Origin of the sequence: Paracoccus zhejiangensis (assembly GCF_002847445.1) — a bacterium.
Taxonomy (GTDB): domain Bacteria; phylum Pseudomonadota; class Alphaproteobacteria; order Rhodobacterales; family Rhodobacteraceae; genus Paracoccus; species Paracoccus zhejiangensis.
In genome coordinates this window covers 176,781-193,368 of sequence record NZ_CP025432.1, presented here as the reverse complement: position 1 = coordinate 193,368, position 16,588 = coordinate 176,781, and the positions used below count along the sequence as shown (strand labels likewise).

General features: G+C 62.7%; 14 protein-coding genes. 8 read left to right on the top strand and 6 right to left on the bottom strand.

The window, feature by feature from the left end; all coding sequences use genetic code 11:
• Positions 1-3 precede the first annotated feature (3 nt).
• Positions 4-240 (top strand): FitA-like ribbon-helix-helix domain-containing protein, encoded by a 237-nt coding sequence (locus tag CX676_RS21490; protein ID WP_101754826.1) that lies wholly within the window; start codon positions 4-6, stop codon positions 238-240.
• Entirely contained in the window at positions 237-695 is a 459-nt protein-coding gene (locus CX676_RS21485) for a type II toxin-antitoxin system VapC family toxin (RefSeq protein WP_101754825.1), read from the top strand. The genes CX676_RS21490 and CX676_RS21485 overlap by 4 nt, the downstream gene beginning before the upstream one ends.
• Positions 696-836: 141 nt before the next feature.
• On the opposite strand, the gene CX676_RS21480 is transcribed toward CX676_RS21485, so the two are convergent.
• Positions 837-1,904 (bottom strand): tyrosine-type recombinase/integrase, encoded by a 1,068-nt coding sequence (locus CX676_RS21480; protein ID WP_101754824.1) that lies wholly within the window; start codon positions 1,902-1,904, stop codon positions 837-839.
• Positions 1,905-2,031: 127 nt separating this feature from the next.
• Between CX676_RS21480 and CX676_RS21475 the strand changes: the two genes are divergently transcribed.
• The 5 genes from CX676_RS21475 to CX676_RS21455 all read left to right on the top strand — a co-directional run bounded on the left by CX676_RS21475 (position 2,032) and on the right by CX676_RS21455 (position 9,712).
• A complete protein-coding gene (locus CX676_RS21475; protein ID WP_101754823.1) occupies positions 2,032-2,910 on the top strand; it encodes a DUF1403 family protein in 879 nt (292 codons plus the stop codon).
• Between the two features lie 2 nt (positions 2,911-2,912).
• Positions 2,913-3,512 (top strand): SMC-Scp complex subunit ScpB, encoded by a 600-nt coding sequence (scpB, locus tag CX676_RS21470; RefSeq protein ID WP_101754822.1) that lies wholly within the window; start codon positions 2,913-2,915, stop codon positions 3,510-3,512.
• Between the two features lie 329 nt (positions 3,513-3,841).
• Positions 3,842-6,388 carry a DEAD/DEAH box helicase family protein gene (locus CX676_RS21465; protein ID WP_232816715.1) on the top strand — a complete coding sequence of 849 codons (2,547 nt, stop codon included), beginning with the start codon at positions 3,842-3,844 and terminating at the stop codon, positions 6,386-6,388.
• Between the two features lie 10 nt (positions 6,389-6,398).
• The gene (locus CX676_RS21460; RefSeq protein WP_101754820.1) at positions 6,399-8,975 is read left to right on the top strand and encodes an N-6 DNA methylase; all 2,577 of its coding nucleotides are present in this window, start codon (positions 6,399-6,401) and stop codon (positions 8,973-8,975) included.
• On the top strand, positions 8,972-9,712 hold the full coding sequence (locus CX676_RS21455) for a hypothetical protein (protein ID WP_101754819.1): 741 nt from the start codon (positions 8,972-8,974) through the stop codon (positions 9,710-9,712). The genes CX676_RS21460 and CX676_RS21455 overlap by 4 nt, the downstream gene beginning before the upstream one ends.
• Before the next feature lie 207 nt (positions 9,713-9,919).
• On the opposite strand, the gene CX676_RS21450 is transcribed toward CX676_RS21455, so the two are convergent.
• From CX676_RS21450 to CX676_RS21430, 5 genes are all read right to left on the bottom strand, one after another.
• On the bottom strand, positions 9,920-10,636 hold the full coding sequence (locus CX676_RS21450; RefSeq protein ID WP_101754818.1) for a DUF6602 domain-containing protein: 717 nt from the start codon (positions 10,634-10,636) through the stop codon (positions 9,920-9,922).
• Entirely contained in the window at positions 10,633-11,310 is a 678-nt protein-coding gene (locus tag CX676_RS21445) for a nucleotidyltransferase family protein (protein ID WP_232816714.1), read from the bottom strand. Before CX676_RS21445 ends, CX676_RS21450 begins: the two co-directional genes overlap by 4 nt.
• 525 nt (positions 11,311-11,835) lie before the next feature.
• Positions 11,836-12,846 (bottom strand): TniQ family protein, encoded by a 1,011-nt coding sequence (locus CX676_RS21440; RefSeq protein WP_101754816.1) that lies wholly within the window; start codon positions 12,844-12,846, stop codon positions 11,836-11,838.
• The gene (locus CX676_RS21435) at positions 12,843-13,724 is read right to left on the bottom strand and encodes a TniB family NTP-binding protein (RefSeq protein ID WP_232816713.1); all 882 of its coding nucleotides are present in this window, start codon (positions 13,722-13,724) and stop codon (positions 12,843-12,845) included. The genes CX676_RS21440 and CX676_RS21435 overlap by 4 nt, the downstream gene beginning before the upstream one ends.
• 1 nt (position 13,725) lies before the next feature.
• Positions 13,726-15,444 (bottom strand): Mu transposase C-terminal domain-containing protein, encoded by a 1,719-nt coding sequence (locus CX676_RS21430; protein ID WP_232816712.1) that lies wholly within the window; start codon positions 15,442-15,444, stop codon positions 13,726-13,728.
• Between the two features lie 86 nt (positions 15,445-15,530).
• Between CX676_RS21430 and CX676_RS21425 the strand changes: the two genes are divergently transcribed.
• Positions 15,531-16,469, top strand: a complete 939-nt coding sequence (locus CX676_RS21425; protein ID WP_101754814.1) for a helix-turn-helix domain-containing protein — start codon at positions 15,531-15,533, stop codon at positions 16,467-16,469.
• Positions 16,470-16,588: the final 119 nt, after the last annotated feature.

Genomic DNA, 16,588 nt, shown 5'->3' with positions numbered 1-16,588 from the left:
GCCATGGCACAGCTGATCGTGCGGGATGTCGACGAGACCACGGCGCAGGCCCTGCGGCTGCGCGCGGCCGCCAATGGCCGCTCGGTCGAGGCCGAGCACCGGATGCTCTTGCGCGAGGTGTTGGGCGCACCCGGCCAGTCCGAGGATTTCGCGGCGGCGGCGGCCCGGTTGCGGGCCCGCCTCGATCGCGGCACCGACAGCGCGGCGCTGGTGCGCGCGGGACGGGACGCGCGCGCGTGAGCGACGCCTTTGCCGGGCCGGTCTCCGGGCCCTGTGTGGTCGATGCCAGTACCGCGCTGAAATGGGTCCTGCAGGAAGAGGGCAGTGAAGTTGCCGTCGCGCTGCTCGACGGACGGCCGCTTTACGCCCCGACACTGATCTTCATCGAGGTCGCGAATGCGCTGTGGTCGGCCGTGCGTCGACAGCGGCTGCTGCCGGAAGAGGCGGCCGATGCCCTCGACCTGATCACCCGGGCGCCGCTGCGCCAGGGAGCAGAGGATGCCTCGCTGGCGCAGCGGGCGCTGCAGCTGTCGCTGCTCCTGGATCATCCGGTCCATGACTGCAGCTATCTCGCCCTGGCGATGCGGCAGAAGGTGCCGGTGGTGACCGCGGATCGCCGCTTTGTCCGGGCCGCGGCGGCGGTGCCCGAGGCCGCGCCCTTCGTTCGTCTGCTGGGCGATTCTGCGGCGCATTGAGGCTCTCCCCGACCGGTTTCTCCGCCCGTGATAGCGGAATTGTCGCGTTTGGTTACGGATTTCAATTGAAGCGCTAAGTTGAAACGTGCCACGGCCAATTTTGTCTTGCGGCTTCAGCAGAACGCCCATGGTGACAGGTGCTCAAAGCCCCGCGGCCTTGCTCAGGTTGACCCTGAACCTGTCCCGCCGTCGCTGGTAGCGGCGGGTCATCTCGGCGCTGGCATGACCGAGCTGCTTCTGGACGTGACGCTCGTCGACCTCGGCCGAAGAGGCCAGACCGGCGCGTAGCGAATGGCCGGAATAGCGTGCCAGCCGCTCGGCCTCGGGTGCGTCGGGCCCGAGGCCGGCATCGCGGACCGTCTGCTTGACCAGCCGGGCGACATGCTTGTCGCTGAGCCGGTTCGGCGTCGCCTTCAGCCCGTCGCGCGTCACCGCCACGAAGACCGGGCCGAAACCGATCCGGGCGTAGTGCAGCCATTGCTCCAGCGCGTGGACGGGGCAGGTCTGGTCGCTCGAGCCCCGCGCAATCTCGACCTCGCGCCAGCCGGTCTTGCCGTTCAGCGTGACCAGCACCCCCTCGGGCAGGATCTGGATCCAACCGCCCTGGTCCAGCGTATCCTCGCGACCGTGATCGAGGCCGACGATCTCGGAGCGCCTTAACCCACCGGCAAAGCCGATCAGCAGGATGGCCCGGTCGCGCAGGCCCCGCAGGTCATGGGGCAGGGTGGCGATCATCTCGATCAGGTCGCCGGGCAGGATGGCTTCCTTCTGACGCGGTGGTCTCGCATGCTTGCGGCGGATGCCGGCCAGCACGGTGGCGATGTGGCGGTCACCCCGGTCCAGCGGCTGGCCGCGTTGGATGTAGTTCCAGCAGAGCCCCGAGACCCGCCGCTCGATCGAGGCGACCGAGAGGGAACCCGCCAGATCGGCGAGGTAGAGTCCGACCAGTTCGGGTGAGGGGGGCAGGGGGTCGGCGCCGCGCCGCCGGCACCAGCGGGCGAGGTCGGCCCAGTCCCGCGCATAGGCGCGGGCGGTGTTCGGGGCAATGGCGCTTTGGGCATAGTCGCGGGCGGTGTCAGCCAGCCGGTAGAGGGCGGCGGAGACCGGGATCCGGTCGGGCAGGGCAGGGGGCGCGTCGCTGTGGTGCGCTTCGTGCCGGACGAGAGCATTCGGGGGCGCTGAAGGCGATTTTTTTGGGCTTTTGCTCATGTCGGGCAGTCTATCACAAGTACGTCCGATAATGCAAACTTATTGGACACATCGGAGCGTTGCAGGTTGCGGCGCTTCTGCGCGAGATATCTGGTCATAAGCGCCGTGATCGGATAGACCGACAGGCATGACCCGCGCCCCTTCGCCCGATCCTGCCCCGACCGATGCGCTGCCGCGCCTGCCGGATTGGCTGCGCCGCCCGCCCGCGGAAACCCTTGAGGAGGCTGGGTTTTCCGCCGGGGTGGCGCTGGCCTTGTTGCACCAGGTGCAGGGCCGGTCCGAGGTGCCGCTGGCGCTGTGGCGGGCGCGGCTGGCCTTGCAGGCGGCGGCGCAGACCGCCCGCCATGCCGGGCGGCCCGAGCGCGAGGTGGCGATCCGCGATGCACTTTGCCTGATGCGACCCGGCGATGCGCCGGGACCGGCAGGCGAGATCGGGCTGGCCTGGCTGCGCGCGGTCGAGCGGCCGGTGAGCGCCGAGACCCTGGCCCGTGCCTTGCCGCAGCTGGAGGACGGGCGGGCGGCGCCGCGGCCGGGTGGGCCGATCCAGCAGGCCGCGGATGCCATCGAGGCGGCGCTGGCCGGGGCGCCGCGCGATCATCGGACCGCGCTGATCCTTGGCGATGCGGCGCTGGCGCGCGCGCTTGGCTGGACGCATCTGGTGCCGATCCTCGGCCTTGGCCTCGCGCGCCGCGACCTCGGGGCAGGGGGCGGCGATCTGCGGCTGGCCTGTCACCGGGCGGTGCTGAAAGCCGCCGGTCCGGCGTTGCAACTGGCCGCCGAGTTGACCCGCCGGGCGGTGCGGCTGCAGGCCGTCGCCCCAAGACTGCGAGCGAAGGGGGCGGGACGGGCGGTTGATCTGGTGCGGAGCCGCGATGCCATTGCCCCTGCGATGCTGACCGGGCTGATGTCGGACCGCGCCGCGCGGCGCTTCTGCGACCGGCTGGTCGAGCTGGGGGCGGGGCGCGAGCTGACCGGGCGCGAGACCTTCCGGCTCTACGGGCTCTGACCATGGCGCGCCGACCCGATCCTGAACTTGACCGTCATCTGGAGGAGCTGCCGCCGGACCTGCGCTGGCGCGAATGGCTGCGGCGGATCGAGGCGGTGCTGTTTGCCAGCGCCACGCCGGTCAGCCGCGAGGCCCTGGCGCGGGTGGTGGGCGAGGTCTCGATCGACCTGCTGATCGCCGACCTGGCAGCGGAACTGGCCGACCGCCCCTATGACGTGGCGCGGATCGGCGGCGGCTGGATGCTGCGCACCCGGCCTGCCTATGGCCCGGCGATCCGAACTGCGGCGGATCTGGGCGAAGCGCGGCTGGAACTGAGCGAGACAGAAACCGCCGTGCTGGCCGCCATCGCCTGGCACCAGCCGATCAGCCGCGACGGGCTGAAGGAGATCTTTGGCGGCGAGCTCAGCCGCGACCTGCTGGGGCGGCTGTCGGCGCGCGGGCTCATTGCCACCGGACCACGGGAGCCGCGTCGCGGCGCACCGCACAGCTATGTCACCACCGATCTGTTTCTGGCCAGCTATGACCTGCAGAGCCTCGCGGATCTGCCGGAGATGGATAGCAGCACAGCCGACGCGACCACGGTTCAGGACCAGGTGGACTGAAGTTGTCCTCTTGGGCCGCAGGCAGCCGCAGCAATTGGCGATAGCTGGCATTCTGGCAGCGTCGTGTCGGGGCGATCTACACGTCGGGCGGTGAGCCGACATGCGGCGACGCGGCTTTGCAGTCGCGGCAATATGCGATAGCTGCAGTTCGTATGCACCGGAACGTGTCCTTGGCCCGAGATCCACCTTTCGGCACTGCGGCATGGCAATTGCGGAGATTGCGACCGCTGCCGTCCCGTGCACGCCGACGCGAAGCCGACCCTCTCTTGTATCTATTTGAGATAGCTGCGAAATGGATGAGATGTCTTGATTTAAGGGAGAGACGTCAATTGGCACCAAAAGAGGCGACAGCGCGTATCAAGATTAACCGCTTTCTTGAGGGTGCTGGCTGGCGTTTCTTCGACGATGCGAATGGCCGTGCAAACGTTGTCTTGGAGCCCAACGTTAAACTCACGGCTGAAGACCTTTACGCCCTCGGTGACGACCTTGAGAAGGCGGCGAATGGCTTTGTGGATTTTCTGCTTCTAAACGAGCAGGGTAAACCGCTGATTATCTTAGAGGCGAAAGCTGAAAGCAAAAATCCACTATCTGCCAAGGAACAGGCTCGAAAGTATGCGCGATCCCAGAATGCGCGTTTCGTCATCCTGAGCAATGGCAACATCCACTACCTTTGGGATTTGGAGCTGGGCAACCCGAGCGTCATCACCAAATTCCCAAGCCCCACAGATATAGGCAATCACTACGCCTTTGCACCCGACGCAAAGCGGCTGGCTAACGAGCAAGTTGGCCTCGACTACATCGCCCTCACCCAGATGCCAAGCTATGCTCAAGAGGTAGGATGGAAGTTCGAGGCCGAGCGTACCGCCTTCATCGACAAGGCAAAGCTACGGTTCCTACGACGATATCAGCAGCGCGCCATCGAACGCGTTCAGGAGGATGCCAAGAAAGGCGCGACGCGCTTCCTCTTCGAGATGGCCACGGGGACGGGCAAGACACTGACCTCCGCCGCCGTCATCAAGCTGTTCCTCAAGACGGGGAACGCACGCCGCGTCTTGTTTTTGGTGGATCGCCTCGAACTGGAAGCCCAGACCGACAAGGCGTTCAAAGCCTACCTGCGAAACGACTTCACCTCGGTCATTTACAAGGAGCAGCGCGACGACTGGCGTAAGGCAGACATCGTGGTGACGACGGTGCAGTCGCTGCTTTTCAACGACAAATATCGGCGGTTCTTTGCGCCCACGGATTTCGACTTGGTCATTTCCGACGAGGCCCACCGTTCCATCGGAGGCAATGCCCGCGCGGTTTTCGAATATTTCATCGGCTACAAGCTCGGACTGACCGCGACACCCAAGGACTACCTCAAGCATTCGGGCGGCCCCGGCACGCGTGACCCTCGCGAGACCGAGCGGCGAACCATGCTCGACACCTACCGCACCTTCGGCTGCGAGAGTGGTGAGCCGACCTTCCGTTATTCGCTGATCGACGGGGTGAAGGATGGTTTCCTCATCAACCCGTATGTGGTCGATGCGCGTACCGGGGTGACAACACAACTCCTGTCCGACCAGGGCTTCGTTGTCACGACCACCGACGGGGAAGGCAACGAGCTTGAAGAGGCATTCGCAGGTCGCGACTTCGAGAAGAAGTTTTTTGCCGAGCCAACCAACCGCGCCTTCTGCAAAACCCTGCTCGAACACGGCCTGCGCGACCCGATTTCGGGCGAATTCGGCAAGACCATCGCCTTCGCTGTCAGCCAGAACCACGCTGCAAAGATTGTGCAGATCCTGAACGAGATGGCCGACCAGCTTTGGCCGGGGCGCTACAAATCCGATTTCGCCATGCAGGTCACGAGCCACGTCGCCGACGCCCAGCGCATGACGGTGAACTTCGCTAACAACAACCTCGGTGGGCATAGCGATTTCGCCGATAACTACCGTACCAGCCGTGCCCGCATCTGTGTTACGGTGGGCATGATGACCACCGGCTACGACTGCCCCGACCTTCTGAACCTCGCACTCATGCGACCGGTCTTTTCGCCTTCTGACTTCGTGCAGATCAAAGGGCGCGGCACCCGCAAGCACAACCACACGGAAGAAATGTTCGACCCGGCGCGCAAGGCGGCGCTTGGGGCCGTGAACAAGACCGTCTTCCGGCTTTTCGATTTCTTCGCCAACTGCGAGTATTTCGAAGAGAAGTTCCAATATGACCAGGAACTGAAACTGCCCACGCCTTCCGCAATGCCGCTTTCCAGCGGAGGTGACGACGGTGGCGGCAACTCCACCGTGTCCGGTGGCACCGGCTCCTACGAGCACTTCGACCCCGACGACGTGGTGAGCCAGGTCGAGACCCAGATCGGAGCGCAGGGCATGCGTATCGACCGGGAGCTTTTCGGCAGGTTTGAAGATGCCGCCCGCGCCGATACCAAGCTGGCTGAACTTGTCGCCGCCCAGAACTGGGAGGCCGCCACCCGCCACGTCATCGAGGAAATCTTCGACAAGCCGAACGAGTTCTACACCCTCGAGAAACTGCGCAATGCCGCTGGCGTTGATCGCCGCATTACGGTGCGCGAACTGATCGAAAAGGCGTTTGGCTTCATTCCGGGCTTCAAGAGCAAGGCCGAACTGATCGAAGACGAGTTTCAGAAATTTCTCGCGGATCAGAAGCCTGAAGAGGCCGACCGCATCCGTGAAATGCGCTACTTCTTCGAGGCCTATGTCCGCGACGCTAACGTCCGCGCCAAAATCGACGCTGGCCACTTTGCCGATCTGAACGTAAACCCCACTTTCACCACGCGCGACCTCAAGGAGGTCCCCGCCCCGTGGCGCAAGCGCATTCCGGAATACATCAAGGACTATGTGTCCCTGAACCCGTTCCTCTGAAAGACCCGCCATGCTCGACACCGACACCAAGCGCCGCATCGACACCTGCCGCGACATTCTTGTGGGCAAGGTTCCCGACCCGAAAAGCCAGGTCGAGCAGATCACCATCGCCCTGATCTACAAGTTCATGGATGACATGGACGCGGAAACCATCGATTTGGATGGGACACCGACATTCTTCACAAAAGACTTCGAACGCTATCGTTGGGCGAAGCTCGTGGCCCCCGGCGTGTCGGGCCAGGAAATGCTCAACACCTATTCCGAAGCTCTCACCAAGATGGTCGAGAACGAGGGCCTGCCGAAGCTCTTCCGCGACATCTTCCGCAACGCCTATCTGCCCTACCGTGACCCCGAGACCTTGCGCGCCTTCCTGCGCGAGATCGACGCGTTCACCTATGACCACAGCGAACGGCTGGGCGACGCCTTCGAATATCTGCTTTCAGTTCTGGGCAGCCAGGGCGACGCGGGCCAGTTTCGAACGCCGCGCCACATCATCGACTTCATGGTCGAGATCATCGACCCGAAGAAGACCGAGGTCATCCTGGACCCGGCCTGCGGGACGGCGGGCTTCCTGATCTCGGCCTACAAGCACATCCTGAAACGGAACTCGACCGGGGTGACCAACGGTAACGGCATCAGCACCGAGGGCGACGCCGCCGAACAGGCGCTGGAAAGCCCCATGCGCTATCCTGGCGATCTACTGCAGCCCGACGACCGCACCCGCCTCTCCCGCAATATCAAGGGCTATGACATCTCGCCCGACATGGTGCGCCTGTCGCTCGTCAACCTCTACCTGCATGCCTTCGCCGACCCGAAGGTCGAGGAATACGACACCCTGACCAGCGAAGACAAATGGACCGAGATGGCGGATGTCATCCTCGCCAACCCGCCCTTCATGTCGCCGAAAGGCGGGATCAAGCCGCACACCCGCTTTCAGGTGCAATCCAAGCGCAGCGAAGTCCTGTTTGTCGATTATATCGCCGAACACCTGACGCCGAATGGTCGCGCGGCCATTGTCGTGCCAGAAGGGATCATCTTTCAAAGCCAGACTGCCTATCGCGATCTGCGCAAGATGCTAGTCGAAAACCATCTTGCCGCCGTCATCTCGCTGCCCGCAGGCGTGTTCAATCCCTATTCCGGTGTGAAGACCTCGATCCTGATCCTTGACCGTGCGGTGGCCAAGGCCAGCAAGCACGTTGCTTTTTTCAAGATCGAGAATGACGGCTTCGCCCTTGGCGCGCAGCGCAAGGCGGTGAAAGGCTCGCAATTGGCGCAGGTGAAGGCCGAGCTTGGGGCTTGGTTGCAGACCGCGCGGGCGGGTGGTGGCGAGGGGCTGGAAAGCAGCCTTGGCAGTGCGGTGGAGCGGGTGCGGCTGGCTGACGGCGGGGACTACAACCTGAGCGGTGAACGCTACCTAGAACGCACAGCAAGCGCATCGGCGTTTGAAATGGTGGAACTCGGGCGCTTCATGGCGAGTGGCCTTCCGAGCATTGATCCCAGCAAATCGCCAGAAGAACGCTTCGAGCTTTGGAGCATCCCCGCGCATGAAGGCCGCGAACCCGAGCGCCCCTTGGGAAAGGAAATCGGTTCCGCGAAAAAAGGTGTTCTACCGAATGACGTGCTTCTGTCGCGGATTGTCCCGCACATCCGCAGAACATGGGTCGTCTCACCGTCACGCAATGTCGAGCGGCAAATCGCATCCGGTGAATGGATTGTGTTCCGCAGCGACGAGTTTGTGCCGGAGTATCTGGCAAGGGTCCTGGTCTCTGATTTCTTCCACGCGCAATTTATGCAGACCGTCACAGGGGTCGGTGGCTCACTATCGCGCGCTAACCCGAAGGCCGTCGCAGAAATCCGCATCCCCCTCCCGCCGCTTGAGGTGCAGCGCGAGATTGTGGCCGAGGTCGAAGGCTATCAGCGCGTCATCGACGGTGCCCGCGCCGTCCTCACCAACTACCGCCCCCACATCCCGGTTGACCCAGAGTGGCCTGTGGTGCCGATGGCCGAGATCGCGGAATTCAAGAACGGCTTGAACTTTACCAAGAGCGATGACAGTGAGCCGCTACGGATCGTGGGCGTGAGTGATTTTCAGTCTAACACCCTGGTTCCATCCGACGGTCTGGCGACCATCCAACCCGATGCGCCCGTGGGTCAGGATTACCTTCTGCAACCCGGTGACATTCTGTTCGTGCGCTCGAATGGCAACCCCGATCTAGTCGGCCGCTCCATGCTCGTCGGCGACGACATCGGGCGCGCGACGTTCTCGGGCTTTACCATTCGTGCAAGGTTCAACGCCTCGAGGGCGACCCCGCGCTACCTTGCCCATTTCTTCAAGACGCCCGTCTTCTCGGAGAAGATGAAGAAGACAGGGCAAGGTGCGAATATTCGCAACCTGTCGCAGGGCATCCTTTCAGAATTGCAAGTGCCCTTGCCCGACGTAGACACTCAAATCGCCATCGTCGCCGACATCGAAGCCGAGCTAGTTCTCGTCAACGGCAACCGCGACCTGATCGCCCGCTTCGAGAAGAAGATCGACGCCGCCATCGCCCGTGTCTGGGGCGAGGCCAAGGCGGAGGTGGCCGCATGATCGAAGAGGCCACCCGGCTGGAAACCTATCTGCCGATGTCCTGGCGCACGACCAAGGAGCGCGACTATGTCCGCTTCCTCTGGGAGGCATTCGACACCAATGTCGAGCACGGCAAGTATCAGTTCGCCTTCCTCGCCTACCACATGCTGGTGATGAGCTTTGTCTATTTCAACATCTGGCAGATCCGGCTAATACGCCCCGGCCCGTTCGAGACGGCGATGGTCGGGTTCAGCAAGGATGTTGAGAAAAACCTGATGTCGGCATCTTCGCCATTCGTGTTCAGCGCTGTCAACGAGCGGTCAGTGCTGCGGTTCTTGAAACTGATCCAGTGCGACAACGCCAAGATCGGCAGCTATGCCAAGCTGGTGGACGAACGCAACGACACCGCGCACGCCAATGGCAACATCTTCTTCAACTCGGAAGACGAGCTGGCCCGCAAGGTGCGCGATGTGCTGCGCACCGTCGAGGAAATCCAGCGCCATAGCGCCCCGGCCATTGGTGAAGGCTACAGGGACTTCCTGATCGCCTCGCAAGACCCCGAGGAACGCGAATACACCGACGACGCCCAGCAGATTGGCGAGGTACTGGTGAAAGAGTACTATATGTCGGCCAGCGACATAGTGTTTTGCCGCGATTTTGACATCCGCGGGCTGTCAAACGAAGACGGGTTCGCCACGATCCAGACGCTGCACCAGACGCTTGCCGACCTATATCCGCCCGAGGACGAAGATGCGTAGTCGCTCAGAAAACTGTAGTACAAGCTGATGGCAGTGCTTGGCTACCGTCAAACGGCCGACGAAGATACTGCATTGGGAATCGGAATGGCAGGTCTGGCGAATGCTGCAGAGCATAGCGGCACCGCGCGCGGCTTCGTCCAAGGGCCGAGCACGGCAATGACGTGATCCCCGACGCATGGGGGGTAGGCCGACTCGGAAACCCCTCGCCTACTCCAGCTTTTCCGCGTAGGCGCGCATGTCGATCATCGGCACTGTCGCAACCGCCTGCAGCCTCGACATCAGTTCCAGGAGGAAGCGAGTGACGGGCTTCGTTTCCTCAGCCAGGGCGTAGCCGCCGTCTTCATTAAACCAAAGGTTGCCGCTGTCGGCGACACAGCCGGCGTCGAGACGCCCATCGCCCTGCCCAGCCTCGAGATAGCCTCGCATTGTGTCACCGAAGACTGGGCTCCATTTGCAGCTGAGGGTCAAAATTCCGCCCAATACTGGCGTCCGTTCCTTAGCCTTCTTTGTGCCGTCGATCGTCGGGACGGGGAGCGAGGTGCGGTGCAACTTGCGCACGGAGGCTATCTTCTTCTGGGCGTAACCTATGTGATTCGCGCTCATCTCCTGCTTGGACTCGAACACCGCATAGACGCTCTCTGCGGGCACGACATGCTTGTCCTTGAACGTGAAAACCAGTGGCGTGTACTGCCGATCGTGAATGACCACGTCGATCTGCTCGCTGAAGGTGCCTGTGCTATCGACGACGGTCGCCTTGATGGCGTGATACCGGCGAGGAAGATACTTGTTGAAGAGCTCGATCCAGATTTCCTCGGTCGCGTCTCCAAGATCGGTCGGATGCCCAAGGGTTTTCCGCGCCCGCTGCAGGTCGGCAGTCACGGACGCATTCAGCTCATCGAGAAGGAGGGGAAGGGACCAGCTCATACGACAATCTGGTTCCAGTTGGTGGCTTGCCTTGCGGTGGAAGCCGCATCGGCAAGAGTCTGCTTCTCAGCCGCGGTCAGGTCATCGGAAATCCTGTTGTTGGTGTTCGCAGGATCGATGAAAACGGCCGTTCTGATGTTGTCGCGGATATAGGCGAGCGTCGCCCAGACATTCTTCGACAGGTCACCAACCTTACGGCCGCGGCAGGCCTCGATAGTGACGAGCTCCAAATAGAAGGAAGGGAAAGTGAGCCGCTTCTGTTCCCGCCAAGCTTTCAAGATCATGATCTCTTCGGTGCGGCCTGAGTTCCGAACCGTGCTAATATGGCTGATTACATTGGTCTGGGTCCAGCTCTGCGCTTTTCGCCGATAGAGGCTATGAAACTGGCCCGTGGGCCCTTGCCGGCGCGCCGGCACGATGTCGACCGAATAGGCGCCGACCTTGATGCCGATCGAGACATTCTGCGGCCGCGGACCGAAGCCTTCATCTCGCAGCCGGTTGAAGAGCGTATTGTAGATCACCGCGAGGCTTTCGGTCACTTTGCTTGAGAGAGAGACGAAGATGTCGATGTCGGTGCCGCCATGGATGGCCGTACCCTTCGCAAACGAGCCGCTCGGCTCCATACTGATCAGATACTGTCCCGCCCACCGCAGCAGTGAGGGCCGCAACGTCACCTGAACCCCGCGAGCCGGCGAGTTGGGGACCGTGTCGACTCGAAGCCTTGCCAAGACTTGGCGGAGATATGCGTCAGACAATGAGGTGACCCTCCCACAGCTCGGCTTCTGCATGGGCCGGTCGCAAATACTTAACTGCCAATTTACGCCTTCAGCAACGCCCAAATTGGTCTTTAAATCAATCAGTCCAACAAATAATCGCTGACGCCCGATGGTCCGCTGTGTCCCGCACAGCTACATCGCCAGCCAGAAATTCGCCGCGCCGCGCCCAAGCGGCAGCTTTCGCGAATGCTGCAGAGCAGCGCGATCGGGGTCTGATCGGCGGGTAAGAGCCGGATTTTTCAGCATCGCTGTGCTGCACCCGCGAAATGCTGCGCCTGTACTGTGCGGTAGTTTGGGCCGACCTTGCTACCAAAAACCAGACCCATCTCGGCGAAGGCCTATTATGTTGAATACAGCGTCGTCAGTCGCGTAGCGCGCTTGAAGCTTATAAGATGCCTATCTTGACGCAGTGACGGCGCCCAATCATTTTGCCGCCTTGCGTCCTGCATCAAGCTGCGCCAATGCATGGAACAAGTCAGACAGTTCTGCTTGCACATTCTGTGACTGAGGTCTCTTTTCATGCCAAATGTCGATGCTGCCGGCGAAGGACCTCACCAGCGGGCGATGTGATCGAGCCGCTTGCACGATCTGTGTCCAGTATCGCGCGCATTGGCTGTCCTGTTTCAGTAGGGACAGCTCACCCGCTGCGAGATCGCGAAAGAGGTGATAACGGGATTTGGCCGACAAGCGGGTAATCGCGCTTGGATTGGCGTTGGAGTGAAAACAGCTTGCAGCAAGCAGATCCGGTATTGATCGACCACCGACAGCGCGATGTCCCGAAGCATGGAGGTGCAGCAGGTCGTCGATCAACGTCTCGATCTGCCGGACGGTCCGGGCAGAGCCGCGCGTGGCCTTGCACAAGCTAGCGCCGCAGAACGCACAAAATTGCTGGGGAACAAGACGGTCCTGCCGGTGCGGCGCGACGCCGCATCCGCAAGAAGGGCATCTATCTCGCAGGCGGCAACCGTGTTTGAAACAGGTAACTCTGGCTGCGAGGGTCCATGCGCGTCGGAAGAACGGGTTTTTGTCTTCAGACAGACAGGTAGCGCAGTATTGTAGCCATGAGGGCTGAAAGGCCGCCAAGGGCGCTGCGCTTGGCAGCGGACTCAACGGGAGGCGCAGCTGTACCATAGGGTCAGGCACCAACGAAAGGGCAGCGATCTCATCCTGCGCTACGCCGGTGTGATCCGCCAGTACTTGCAACAAGTGGTCGGGCAAATCCCGGTCGAGCCTCGCCGACCAATTCTCGGCTGTGGCCCCCAGGAACGCGCCGAAATAGCGCGGCGGGACACCATTGCCATGAGCGGTGCGATGTAACCAACTCGATAGCAATTCACCGGGTTCAGGTGACACGGCGACCGGCCAGTGCCGGCCAGCAACCAGCGCATATGGGCTCGCCGGGATCACCGCGATGCGTTGTTTTGCGGCGGTCACGTCATCTCGTTACGCAGGGCGGCATTGCGACGCTTCGAAACCGGCAAATATCTCAGTGCTGCCAGAATGTCGGCCGTAATTCTGTCCTCACCTCGTGAGATCGCGACAGTTGCAGCCCGGGTTACGATGTCGACGACCTCGCCGATCAGGCCCTCGGACAGGGTGTGGATCGTCCGTGCCATGGGCTCCCGCGATAGTCCGGAAGGCTCGGCCAAGGGTAAGCTCGCTTCAAGACTGTCCAGAAGGGTGGCGAAATCCTCATCATAGCGCCATCTCGGGACCGGCAAGGTGTCAAAACGGGATCCCATCTCTTCGGTGTCGTGGATGGCATCATAAACTGCAACCTCGCCAACCAACACCGGCGAGATGTCATGCACCCGCGCAACGCGCCGCAAGAACGAGAAGATCGCCTTCACATCCTGCCGGCGGCCGCGCAAGGCGCTATGGAATTCGTCGAAGACGAGCAGGCGCGGCTTCAAGATGTCGAGAAGGTGGTCGACCTGTTCACCCGCCCGCGCGAGGCTGCGCCACCCGGCGGCCTGTGGCGCGCGCAGCCCTGCCAGAATGCTGGCGTAGAAATGCGCCATACCCGCGCCCTCTCGCGTCTGGATGATCCAGACACGCTGTCGGTCGGATTGCCGCAGGTGCTCGACCGCGAAACGCTCGATGATCATCGTCTTACCGTTGTGATAGGCACCCGTCAGGAGAAGGCCCCGCGGACGCAGGGAAGGCGGACGCTCCAATAACTGATGCATGGCTTCATGCGCTTCTTCGGCCGTCGGATGGCTGATCCAGCGCCGTGTCTGAACATGTGCGATCCGGGCCGCAACGTCGGCCCCCAGGAGTGGAACGGTCGAGACAAGCAGATGATCCGTCACCCTACCAATCCTCGATCGGGAAAATCCGCCTTGGTCGATTCTGGTTGGAAATTGGCGATTCAGCACCGGATGGCAGCGGCATGCTTTCATGAACTTTTGACGCCGCCAAAGCGTGGCGCTCCCGGACGCGTTGTCGCAACTGGGCCTTCTGAGACTTGGTGTTTGCTATGGTCGTAGCAATCTCGCGTCGCAGCAACATTTTCTCTTCTGCGGATTTCTGCCCCTGCTCCCGGCGGTATCTGCGGTCTTCGCGATGCTGCCAAAGGGTGACCGGGGCGGCTACGCCATCCCGTCGCATCACCGATTTCCAAGAATCAGTGCCGGGATCCCTCAGAAATAGTCGGCTGATGTCCCGGGGATCATAGCAGACCTCCAAAGGTGCCAACCGATCACGGCGGGCGACCAACGGGCCAAGCCAAGACTCGAAATAGTCTATTGCGAACAGGCTTATCCCTTGGGGCGTAATCCGTCTCGTCTTGCGCGGCAGAAAGTTCAGCAAGACGTCGACCGCATCGTCGCTCGGTCTGCCCGTGCTTATATGGTTCTTCTCCCATTCATCGGCCGGAACTGTCAGCTTTCGCGCGTTCTGGCTCAGATTGTGATCGATGATTGCCAGAGCAATACAACGCTCAAGCTCTGCAAAACTCAGCCGTGCGCGTTCCTCAGACGCATATTCATCGCGATCGGCGATGGATCGCCCGGTTCGACCGGGAAGCGCGCGCAGGAGCGCATTCACCTTGCCGAGAAGCCGCTCCACCAGACCGCCCCGATGGACGGTTCCCTTGTTTCGGCTCTTGATCATGATGCCGTAGTCCGCACAGCTTCGCGCGAAACTCATGCTCCGGAATTCCTTGGCAGAGTCCACGACGATCATCTTGGGACGGCCTTGCATCGGCCAGGCATGATCGATGCCGCGCTCCCTCAGCCAGGCGCGCTTGTCGCTGATGGCATGGGCAAGACAAAGCGCGACCGACAGGCGCGAAGGATGTTCGAGCGTGAGGCAGAAGCCGGTGATCGCGCTTGTCGCGACATCTGCGGCGAGTGTCAGATACGGGCGACCGACAAAAAGACCACTGCTGTCAATCACCTCGACGAACTGGATATCCGCCGGAGTATGGTCGATCTGAAAGACGTCGAGCGGCCGGTCCGCGCGAATGTAGCCCGGTCGCGGCTTCAGCCGATGCAGATGTCTGGCGCTCGAATGCCGGTATCGGGCGATCTCTTCTGGCGTAAATAGGCGGGGAATGCGCTTCGCCACGGTGACGTATGCCGGCGGGTTGAGCCCGTGTTCAACACATTGCGCACGGATTTCATCGACGATTGGCGCAAGGTCAGGCTGCTCCGGACGCAACCACAGTTCGCGCAACGTATCTGCGATGATCTGCTCGACAGCGCCGTTGATGCGCGCTCGCCGCTGCCGACCTGTTCTGGGTAACAGAGAAGAAACGCGGCGCGTCTCTCGGTATCGCGCCAGAAGATTATAGACCTGACGCGTCGACAAACACAGTTCTACTGCGGCCTGCCCGACTGCAACCCGCATCGGGTCTGGGCTGTCCAAAACACGATCAAGTTCACGCGCTATTCTCGTGGCTCTGAGCCACGCTTGGTCCGCGTGGATTTCTTCGAAAAGCGCTGACTTTTCAGTGGTTTTCCGGCCAACGTTTGCCATGCTGCAACCGACCCACAAAAACTGAACTGACAAGCAAAAGTTGAAATTCATAAGCAAAATACGCGCGATAATCGTCCTTGTCGATACAGCAAATGCTCGCCCTATTGTCGGTGAAGTCGCTAAGTAAATGCGACACCTTGGTCGACCCGGAGGACTGGCGCGCCGCCGAGGGGCACTGCGTCGGCGCGCTGGCCGAGGCGGCCGGCGCCATCGGTCTGCTGGACGGGCTCATCGCCGGGCTGACGAGCGACGCCCTGCGCCGCGGCATCGCCACCCGGCTGGCGCTGACCGAGGTCGAGGCCCTGCTCTGGGCCACAGGCACGCCGCTGGCCCCGGATGTGCTGATCCGCGATCTGGCCGAGGCGCCGGCGGGCACCGATCTGGAGGTGCTGGGTCTGGCGCGGTGGGCGCTGCGGCGGCTGGAGGGGCGCGGCCGGCCCGACGATCTGCGGGATTTTCTCGGCCTGCACCGGCTGGGGCAGGGGGAGCGGCCCGGTCGCGCCGAGATGATGCGCCCGACCGGCGCCGATTTCGACGCCGCTGCGGCCGAATTCCAGGCGACGCTCGCCGCGCTCGGGAGCAGCCATCTCGTCACCCGCGCCGCCTTCGGCCAGCGGCTCTGGCGGCTGAGCGATCTCTCCCCCGACGGCCATCTGCCCGAGCCCTGCTGTTGGGCGTCCCGCGCCATGGCCAGCTCCTGCCGGGCGCTGGTGATGGTGCCGATGGGTCCGGCCGGGCGTCGGGTCTGGACCGCGGGCGGGGATCCGGCGGCGTTTCTGGCGGAGTGGTGCGCGGCGGTGGCCAGCGGCTGCACCGCAGGGTTCGAGATGATCCGCCGCCTCAGCAGCTGGGCCGCGCGGGCGGAGCGGGCCGCCGACCGCATGCACGGCGCCACGGCCGCGCGCACCGTCGCGGTGCTGACCGCCCAGCCCGTCGTCTCCGCCGCCCTGCTGGCGCGCGAGGCGGCCATCAGCCGCGACACCGCCGAGCGGCTGCTGGTCCGTCTGCAGGGCCTCGGGCTCGTACGCGAGATCACCGGCGGGCGGCGCTACCGCTTCTGGCGCGCGGCGGTCTGACGGCCGGCGTCGTGGCGCGGTGAGGCTCGGCCCGCACGACTGGGTTTGAGGAGGTTTCGCTGACGGCCGGTCACGATGGGCAGGGTTGCGGGATGGCGCGCGGAATGAACCCGATGCGC